Here is a 9,048-nt window from a genome sequence, read left to right on the forward strand (position 1 = left end):
TTTTAAATATAAAAATAGGCTAACTGTGCGAAGGAAAGGGTGCCTTCTATTGAAAAAAGAGAAACTTCGGATAGAAAATATATCATTTCAATATCCTGGGGCAGCCACTTATGCATTAAAAGATGTTTCATTTTCCTTATATGAGGGAGAATGGGTATCTATTATTGGACAAAACGGTTCAGGAAAGTCTACACTTGCAAAATTATTGAATGGTTTGTTTTTGCCAGAAGCAGGGACTATTACAGTAAATGATACAATGGTTTTATCAGAGGAAACGGTATGGGATGTTCGAAAACAAATTGGAATGGTATTTCAAAATCCAGATAATCAATTTGTTGGAACAACAGTGCAAGATGATGTTGTATTTGGCTTAGAGAATATCGGAATGCCAAGAGAACAAATGATTGAAAGATTAGAACAGGCCTTGCGACTTGTCCGTATGGAAGATTTTCTTAATGATGAGCCTCATTCCTTATCTGGTGGGCAAAAGCAGCGAGTGGCAATAGCAGGCGTTTTAGCACTTCAACCATCTATTTTAATATTAGATGAAGCAACGTCAATGTTAGACCCTCAAGGGAGACGTGAAGTAGTAGAAACGGTTAGACAACTTGTTACTCAAAAAGGTATTACCGTGTTATCGATTACGCACGATTTAGAAGAAGCGGCACAGTCAGATCGTGTCATTATTTTAAATAAGGGAGAAATATTAGAGGAAGGGACTCCAGAAAAAATTTTCAAATCCTCTCATATGCTCCAAGAAATTGGCTTAGATGTACCGTTTTCAGTGAAAATAGCAGAATTATTAAAAAGAAATGAAATTCTCTTGCAAAATACGCATCTTACAATGGAAAGCTTGGTGAACGAACTTTGGAGATTACATTCCAAAAAGTAGAGCATCGTTATCAATATAAAACTCCATTTGAAAGACGCGCACTTTATGATGTAGATGTGTCGTTTCCAAGTGGGGGCTATTATGCCATTATTGGTCATACTGGTTCAGGTAAGTCAACGATGATTCAACATTTAAATGGTTTATTGCAGCCGACAAATGGTACAGTTCAAATTGGTGAACATTTGATTTCGGCAGGAAAGAAAGAAAAAAAGTTAAAGCCACTACGTAAAAAAGTAGGGGTTGTCTTTCAATTCCCAGAACATCAGTTGTTTGAAGAGACTGTGGAGAAAGATATTTGTTTCGGCCCTACTAATTTTGGAGTATCTGTAGACGAAGCAAGGCAAAAGGCTAGAAAGGCAATTGAACTTGTAGGGCTAGAACCGGAACTGTTAACACGTTCTCCGTTCGAATTAAGTGGTGGACAAATGAGACGTGTTGCTATAGCGGGTGTACTGGCGATGGAACCTGAAGTGCTTGTATTAGATGAACCTACAGCAGGACTAGATCCAAAAGGGCAGAACGAACTTATGGAGATGTTTTATAAGCTGCACAAGGAAAAGGGGCTTACAGTTATCCTTGTAACGCATAATATGGAGGATGCTGCTCAGTATGCGGAGCAGATTGTAGTTATGCATAAAGGAACGGTCTTTTTGCAAGGAAGTGCAGAGGAAGTATTTTCACATGCCGATGAACTAGAGAAAATTGGTGTGGATCTTCCTATGTCATTAAAGTATAAACGTGCAATTGAAGAGAAGTTTGGTATTTCAATTCCAAAGGCTACCTTATCTTTAGAGGATCTTACTCATGAAGTTGTGCAGGTGTTACGAAAAGGTGGTCATGAATCATGCAGCAGTTGATTATTGGGAGATATATCCCGGGGAATTCACTTATTCATCAACTTGATCCACGTACGAAGCTGCTGATTGTCTTTTTATATGTATTTGTTGTTTTCTTAGCAAATAATGCGATTTCATATGGATTTTTATTTTTATATGCACTCATTGCTTTATTTTTTGCAAAAGTGCCGATTCGTTATGTACTTTCGGGCTTAAAACCAATTTTATGGATTTTTCTTTTTACATTTTTCCTGCATATTTTTACAAATAAGGAGGGGGATGTACTATTCCAGCTTGGTTGGTTTTCGATATATGAAAAAGGATTAGAGCAAGGGATATACATTTCTGTACGATTCTTCGTTATTATTTTAATGACGACATTATTAACGTTAACGACGACACCTATTGAAATTACAGATGGTTTGGAGACGTTATTAAAGCCGTTGAAGCGTATAAAGGTTCCTGTTCATGAAATCGCATTAATGATGTCAATTTCTCTTCGTTTTATCCCGACATTAATGGATGAAACGAGTAAAATAATGAAAGCACAAGCGTCACGTGGTATTGATTTTGCCGGGGGACCGATAAAAGATAGAATGAAAGCTATTATTTCACTGCTCGTTCCTCTGTTTATCAGTGCTTTTAAGCGTGCAGAGGACTTAGCCATTGCGATGGAAGCTCGTGGATATCAAAGTGGTGAAGGACGTACTAAATTTAGGCAACTACGCTGGAAAACAAGCGATACAGTAACGATTGTCAGCTTATTTTGTTTAGCTTGTATTTTGGCATGGGTGCGATCGTAATGGAGAATAGAGAAATGGATAGAATAAAATGTACGGTTGCATATGATGGCATGCATTTTTGTGGTTATCAAATTCAGCCGAACCATCGTACTGTTCAACAGGAGATAGAAAAAGCATTGCAGAAATTGCATAAGGGAGAACTTGTTCGTGTTCAGGCATCTGGTAGAACAGATTCTACAGTTCATGCAAAAGGACAAGTAATACACTTTGATACTTCTTTGTCTCTTGAAGAGTGGCAATGGATTAATGCTTTAAACACAATGTTGCCAGATGATATTGTTATTAGGCAAGTAGAGAAAAAAACAGAAGAATTTCATGCACGTTACGGTGTTGAGAAAAAAGAATATCGTTATCGTGTATTATTATCAAAGACTGCGGATGTATTCCGTAGAAATTACGTATATCAATATCCATACCCGCTCGAAATCAACTCTATAAGAAAAGCAATTCCTTATTTTATTGGAACACATGATTTCACTTCTTTTTGTTCGGCAAAAACTGACAAAAAAGATAAAGTGCGAACAATTTATGAAATCGAGTTAATTGAACAAAATGATGAAATAATTTTTCGTTTTGTAGGTAATGGATTTTTATATAATATGGTCAGAATTATTGTTGGTACGTTACTTAGCGTAGGGCAAGGAAAGCTTGATCCTGATAGCATTCCAGAGATTTTAGCGAAACAAAATCGTCAGTTTGCTGGAAAGATGGCTCCAGGTCATGGGCTTTACTTATGGGAGGTAAACTATAACAACTAATCCTGGTGTAACATTTGCTTGACATTAGAAACTCAAAAGTATATCATAACATATGGTATTGTTTCTAAAACCACGATTAGCCCCGGAAGGAAATCGTGTTTAAGATAAACAATAGATTTTTTCTATGGAAAAGATAACGAGGAGGGAAACACATGCGTACGACTTTTATGGCAAAAGCTAACGAAGTTGAGCGTAAATGGTATGTGGTTGATGCTGAAGGTCAAACTTTAGGTCGCCTTGCTAGTGAAGTAGCATCCATTTTACGTGGTAAAAACAAACCTACATTTACACCACACGTTGACACGGGTGATCATGTAATTATTATTAACGCTGAGAAAATTCATTTAACAGGTAATAAATTAAACGATAAAATTTACTACCGTCACACTAACCACCCAGGTGGACTTAAGCAAAGAACAGCTCTTGAAATGCGTACAAACTACCCTGTACAAATGTTAGAGCTTGCAATTAAAGGCATGCTTCCAAAAGGACGCTTAGGCCGTCAAGTTTCTAAGAAACTTAACGTGTATGCTGGAGCAGAGCATCCACACCAAGCACAAAAACCAGAAGTTTACGAACTTCGCGGATAATTAATTAAAGGAGGGCTTACTTTGGCACAGGTTCAATACTATGGCACTGGACGTCGTAAGAGTTCAGTAGCGCGCGTACGCCTAGTTCCAGGCGAAGGACGCGTTATCATTAACGGTCGTGATTTTGAAAACTATATCCCATTTGCTGCATTACGTGAAGTAGTGAAACAACCTCTAGTTGCAACAGAAACTTTAGGTAACTACGATGTACTTGTAAACGTAAATGGTGGTGGATACACTGGTCAAGCTGGTGCTATTCGTCACGGTATTTCTCGCGCTTTATTAAAAGCTGATCCAGAATACCGTCTAACACTAAAACGTGCAGGTCTATTAACTCGTGACGCACGTATGAAAGAGCGTAAAAAATACGGTCTTAAAGGCGCACGTCGTGCACCTCAGTTCTCAAAACGTTAATTTTTGCGAACTACAAACCCCAACCATTTTGGTTGGGGTTTTTTTATGTTTCATTCCTCTTTTGCAATTTTTATAGCTTGGAATATTTTAGTGCTACCGCCATGCGTATGCTTCTTCTTTAGAAGTTTAGACTAATACGTATTAGGGAGGTTTATAAGTACTATGAATGTCATTGTCAGCTTACAAGAAAAACAAAAAGAAAAGCAGTTAAAATACGAGCGGAAGATGTTGCGGGAATTATCATTAAAAACATTGCGTTCAAATATTCGTGATGCCTTTCAAATGCAAGAGCTTCATCGTCAGTATGAAGATTACTGTATTGAATTAGGGATAGAATCTTATTTATTAGGAGCGAGATACAGTAAATTTGGTTATTATGGTGAATCGTTTTTTGATGTGAAATATAGAGCTTTAGAAGAAGAACAACAATTAACTGAAACGCTATTTCAATTTTTAACGAGTATGACTATGCGAGAAATAAAGTTGAAAGATGAGGAATTACTTTTTGAATCTTGTCAGCAGTTTATAGGATTGTGGTGGCAAGAAGGGTATGAAAAAGGTGAAAGAAGATATCGATTAAAGCTTCATTAAGACAAGCATAAACTTTCCTCTTGTCCCATATAAGTAATTAGAGGGACTAGCTGGAGGAGGAAAGGTATGAAGAGAATTCGAATTATCTCTTTTGCACTCGCTGCGGTTGTATTGTTTTTTTTAGTTAAACAAGAATTTCAAATTACAAAATCGTGGCGAGCTTGGAATTTACCCTTATCAGGGAAAGTAATTGTATTAGATGCTGGGCATGGTGGACCAGATGGAGGGGCTGTTGGTGGAAAGGATATTATAGAAAAGGATATTACGCTTGAAATTACAAAAAAGGTACAAGACTATTTACAAGAACAAGGTGCACTAGTTATTTTAACGCGTGAGGGAGATTATGATTTAGCTAACAAAGATACAAAGTCATATAGTAGACGTAAAGCAGAGGATTTAAAAAAACGTGTAGAAATCATCAATAAACCTGATATAGACTTTTTTGCAAGTATTCATTTAAATGCTTTAACTAGTAGTGGATCGAAAGGCGCACAAACGTTCTATTACCGCTCTTCGATTGAAAATGAACGTGCTGCAAAATTTATACAGGCTGAATTGAGAACAAGTTTAGAAAACACGAATCGTTCTGCTAAGACAATTTCGCATGTATATTTATTAAAGTATTCTAAAACACCAGGTGCTTTAATTGAAGCTGGCTTTTTATCGAATGTGAACGAAAGGTATATGTTAAATTCGGAGAAATATCAGCAAAAGGTAGCAGCTGCAATATACCGTGGTATATTACGTTATTTCACGGAAAAAGGAAATCCTCCAGAATAAGGAGGATTTTTTTGAGCTTCTCTCGTTAACGAAGTTTTCGGAAAATATGTTATACTGGAAATGTAAACGCATTTATTTCAAGGATAAGCAGAGATAAATTCAATTAACATTACGTTATTTTTCATACAGGGGGCTGGGCTAATTATGATAACGAAAGAGCAAGTGGTTGAAGCGTTAGAAGGGATTGTAGATCCGTTTTTACATAAAACATTAAAAGAAACAAGTGCAATTAAAGAGGTAACAGTCAAGCCAGAGAAGGAACATGTGAGTGTCAAAATTGCAATCGTAAAAACCGGTACAGCGGAACAAATGCAGTTGCAGTCTGGAATTGTAAAGTTAGTAAAAGAACTTGGGGCAGCAACAGTTGGACTTCGTTTTGCAGAATTTACAGAAGAGGAATTAGCTCAGTTTGCACCGGAACAAGAAGAAGAGCAAAGTGAATCTTTATTGTCACCTAATTCAAAAACAACATTCTTAGCAGTAGCGAGTGGAAAAGGTGGCGTGGGAAAATCAACTGTTTCCGTTAACCTTGCAGTTGCTTTAGCTCGTTTAGGAAAAAAAGTTGGTATTATTGATGCGGACATTTACGGTTTTAGTGTGCCAGACATGATGGGGATAGAAAAACGTCCTATCGTAAGAGGTGACAAGATAATTCCGGTGGAACGTTTAGGTGTAAAGGTAATCTCAATGGGCTTCTTTGTAGAGGATAATGCACCAGTTATTTGGAGAGGACCTATGCTTGGGAAAATGTTAAACCACTTCTTCACAGAAGTAGAATGGGGCGATTTAGATTATTTAGTACTAGATTTGCCACCAGGCACAGGTGATGTTGCGTTAGATGTGCACTCAATGTTGCCATCTTGCAAAGAGATTATTGTAACGACGCCTCATCCAACAGCTGCGTTTGTAGCAGCGCGTGCTGGAGCGATGGCATTGCGCACTGAACATAGTATTCTTGGTGTTGTTGAGAATATGGCATATTTTGAAAGTAAGGTAACTGGTGAGAAAGAATATGTATTTGGAAAAGGCGGGGGAGATAAGTTAGCTACCGAATTACAAACGAATGTTCTTGGTCGCATTCCGCTACAACAACCCGATTGGAACAAAGAAGACTTTGCTCCTTCAGTATATGAAGATACACATACAACGGGCATTATTTATAGTAAAATAGCTGAAACAGTAATTGATAGAACAGCTGTTACACAAAAATAAAGTGAAACTTTAATCAGTGGGGTTCACCTGTTACTGACAACAATAAGGCTTTTGTTGCTAGTAAACCTTTGGCTTAACTAGAGGGGGCCATTTCGTCTGTTAATAGCAAGATAAAGTAATAACGAGTGAACAATGTATAAATTGTCCACTCGTTATTATAGTTATTATTTTTTACTATTCTTCCTTCTTCCCGCCTTGAGAACCACCGTCACCGCCTGCTTCTTTCTTACCAGATCCGCCTTTTTCAGCTTTTTGCACACCTTTACTAATGATATCAATCATCTTGGCTTGGAAGAGTGGACTTTCAGCAGTTTCTGTTAGTACTTGTTGTAGATATTGACGGTATTCTTTACTCTTCATTGTTTGTAACATCATTTTTTCTACTTCAGGATTTTTCATAATTTCTATAACGCCTGCTTGGTATTCAGGGTCTTTTAATAAGGTTTTCATTAATTGGGTTTGTTCTTTCCCCATACTTTTAGCGAACTTCGATGAGAACTCAGGATCTTTAAAGAGCTTTTCCCAGAATTGTTGCCCTTTATCGGATACCATGGCATCTTCAATCGTTTTCTTTACTACTGTTTCATCTAGTATGAGTGCTTGTTTCATTTTTTCATCAGTTAATACATCTTGAATAGCTTTCTTACCTTGGTCTGTTTTTAAAATATCAACAATCATTTTCTTTGTTTGATCGTAATCTAGTTCGGATTTCGTTTCTTTTCCTTGTGCGCATGCTGCAAGTGCGATAAGTAGAAAAGAAGAAACGAAAATGAATAGCATCCGTTTCATAAGTTGGAACTCCTTTCAGCACAGTTCTCTCTTTTTAATATAAATATCTTTAAGGAATTTATACATGAACATGGCTAGCTTTTTGAAATTGTCATTGATACAATTTAATTAGAAATATAAGGATAATGGGGGATGTGTTGTGAATAGCCGCAAGTGGGTACGACTATTTTTAACGACGTTGTTTCTTGGTGGAATTAGCACAGTTATTATTGGTTTTGTTTTGGAGTGGGACAAGTACAATAAATTTTTTCAAAATTTCGACGGTAAGGAGATTTTAGCAGTATCTTTCTGGCTGATGGGTGTAGGATTTATTTTTAGTGTTATAAGTCAAATGGGATTCTTTGCATATTTAACAATCCACCGTTTTGGACTAGGGATGTTCCGCTCATCTTCTTTATGGAATGCAGTCCAGCTCTTCTTTATTGCATTCGTATTATTTGATTTTGTGTATTTAAGATCTGTACTTATTGCAAATGGGGAAGTCTCGTTAGGGAATAACATACTTGTTGCTGGAATATTATTTGTGTTTGGAGCAATTGTTGCTTATGTAAAAAGCAAAGAAACAAATAAAAAAGCATTTGTGCCAGCTCTGTTCTTTATGGTTGTTGTAACGATCCTTGAATGGGTACCGGCGCTTCGGATTAATGATACAGATTGGTTATATTTAATGGTTATACCGCTATTGTTATGTAACGCATATCAATTACTTGTATTACATCGTTTAATCGGAAAAACAAGTAAATCAGCTTAATAGAGAGATTTTATACACCAGCAGTTATAATGCTGGAAATGGTATGATTAAAAAAGCTCTACCACCTTCTTGAAAGGTAGTAGAGCTTTTTATGCGTGAAGAGTGGTAGGGAAGAAGCTACTTCACATCTTCACTTTTCGTACTTGTGTTGGAAATAAGTTGTGATACGGATATTTGCTCATATCCATCACTTTTTATTTTTTGCAGGAGCAGCGGTAAAGCTCTATTTGTTTGAAGGGCAGAATCGGATGCGTGTAATAAGACGATATCTCCACCTTTCAAATTATTAGAGACAGTGGAAACGATGTTATTTACACCTGGGTTTTTCCAATCGTTTGAATTATTACTCCAATGCACGACGGTGTATCCAAGTGATTCTGCGATTTTAAGGGTTGCTTTGTTAAATTCGCCACTAGGTGGACGTAACAGCTTGACTTGTTTTACACCAAGTTTCGTAAAAACATCTTGTGCTCGTAAAAGGTCTCGTCTTATTTCATTTGTCTCTAGAGAAGTGTAGGATGTGTAATTGTACCCCATACTACCGATTTCGTGTCCGTCTTTCATGATTCGCTCTACAATATCGGGGTGTCTTTCGGCCCATGCAGCAGAAAGGAAGAATGTTGCATTCTTAA

At 37.0% G+C, this 9,048-nt stretch carries 12 protein-coding genes (1 of these 12 only partly in view); 10 read left to right on the plus strand and 2 right to left on the minus strand.

Annotated features, from left to right (window positions below; all coding sequences use genetic code 11):
• Positions 1–49: 49 nt before the first annotated feature.
• From BHV55_RS00815 to BHV55_RS00855, 9 genes are all read left to right on the plus strand, one after another.
• Positions 50–892, plus strand: a complete 843-nt coding sequence (locus tag BHV55_RS00815) for an energy-coupling factor ABC transporter ATP-binding protein (RefSeq protein WP_000711759.1) — start codon at positions 50–52, stop codon at positions 890–892.
• Positions 868–1,749, plus strand: a complete 882-nt coding sequence (locus BHV55_RS00820; RefSeq protein WP_000406535.1) for an energy-coupling factor ABC transporter ATP-binding protein — start codon at positions 868–870, stop codon at positions 1,747–1,749. The genes BHV55_RS00815 and BHV55_RS00820 overlap by 25 nt, the downstream gene beginning before the upstream one ends.
• Entirely contained in the window at positions 1,737–2,531 is a 795-nt protein-coding gene (locus tag BHV55_RS00825) for an energy-coupling factor transporter transmembrane component T family protein (protein WP_001186526.1), read from the plus strand. The genes BHV55_RS00820 and BHV55_RS00825 overlap by 13 nt, the downstream gene beginning before the upstream one ends.
• A gap of 14 nt (positions 2,532–2,545) precedes the next feature.
• Entirely contained in the window at positions 2,546–3,289 is a 744-nt protein-coding gene (gene truA / locus BHV55_RS00830) for a tRNA pseudouridine(38-40) synthase TruA (protein WP_033667318.1), read from the plus strand.
• 152 nt (positions 3,290–3,441) lie between these two features.
• A complete protein-coding gene (gene rplM, locus BHV55_RS00835) occupies positions 3,442–3,879 on the plus strand; it encodes a 50S ribosomal protein L13 (RefSeq protein WP_001260793.1) in 438 nt (145 codons plus the stop codon).
• 21 nt (positions 3,880–3,900) lie between these two features.
• On the plus strand, positions 3,901–4,293 hold the full coding sequence (rpsI, locus tag BHV55_RS00840) for a 30S ribosomal protein S9 (RefSeq protein ID WP_000079986.1): 393 nt from the start codon (positions 3,901–3,903) through the stop codon (positions 4,291–4,293).
• Positions 4,294–4,455: 162 nt separating this feature from the next.
• Positions 4,456–4,884 (plus strand): DUF2521 family protein, encoded by a 429-nt coding sequence (locus BHV55_RS00845; protein WP_001101005.1) that lies wholly within the window; start codon positions 4,456–4,458, stop codon positions 4,882–4,884.
• 66 nt (positions 4,885–4,950) lie between these two features.
• The gene (cwlD, locus tag BHV55_RS00850) at positions 4,951–5,664 is read left to right on the plus strand and encodes an N-acetylmuramoyl-L-alanine amidase CwlD (RefSeq protein ID WP_070757062.1); all 714 of its coding nucleotides are present in this window, start codon (positions 4,951–4,953) and stop codon (positions 5,662–5,664) included.
• A gap of 144 nt (positions 5,665–5,808) precedes the next feature.
• On the plus strand, positions 5,809–6,876 hold the full coding sequence (locus BHV55_RS00855) for an Mrp/NBP35 family ATP-binding protein (protein WP_000628846.1): 1,068 nt from the start codon (positions 5,809–5,811) through the stop codon (positions 6,874–6,876).
• Positions 6,877–7,050: 174 nt separating this feature from the next.
• Here the strand turns inward: BHV55_RS00855 and gerD are convergent, their stop codons facing one another.
• Positions 7,051–7,665: a spore germination lipoprotein GerD gene (gerD, locus tag BHV55_RS00860; protein WP_000827296.1), complete on the minus strand. Its 615-nt coding sequence runs from the start codon at positions 7,663–7,665 to the stop codon at positions 7,051–7,053.
• Positions 7,666–7,804: 139 nt separating this feature from the next.
• Between gerD and kbaA the strand changes: the two genes are divergently transcribed.
• Positions 7,805–8,416 (plus strand): KinB signaling pathway activation protein KbaA, encoded by a 612-nt coding sequence (gene kbaA, locus BHV55_RS00865; protein ID WP_001088526.1) that lies wholly within the window; start codon positions 7,805–7,807, stop codon positions 8,414–8,416.
• 117 nt (positions 8,417–8,533) lie between these two features.
• Here kbaA and pdaB read toward each other — a convergent pair whose 3' ends face one another.
• Positions 8,534–9,048, minus strand: partial view of a polysaccharide deacetylase family sporulation protein PdaB gene (pdaB, locus tag BHV55_RS00870; protein WP_000464705.1) — the 3' portion only. 250 nt of this gene lie beyond the right edge of the window; the window shows 515 of its 765 coding nt (coding positions 251–765); its start codon lies off the right edge, out of view; it ends in the stop codon at positions 8,534–8,536.

The organism is Bacillus sp. RZ2MS9 (genome assembly GCF_001816185.2).
GTDB classification, from domain to species: domain Bacteria; phylum Bacillota; class Bacilli; order Bacillales; family Bacillaceae_G; genus Bacillus_A; species Bacillus_A cereus.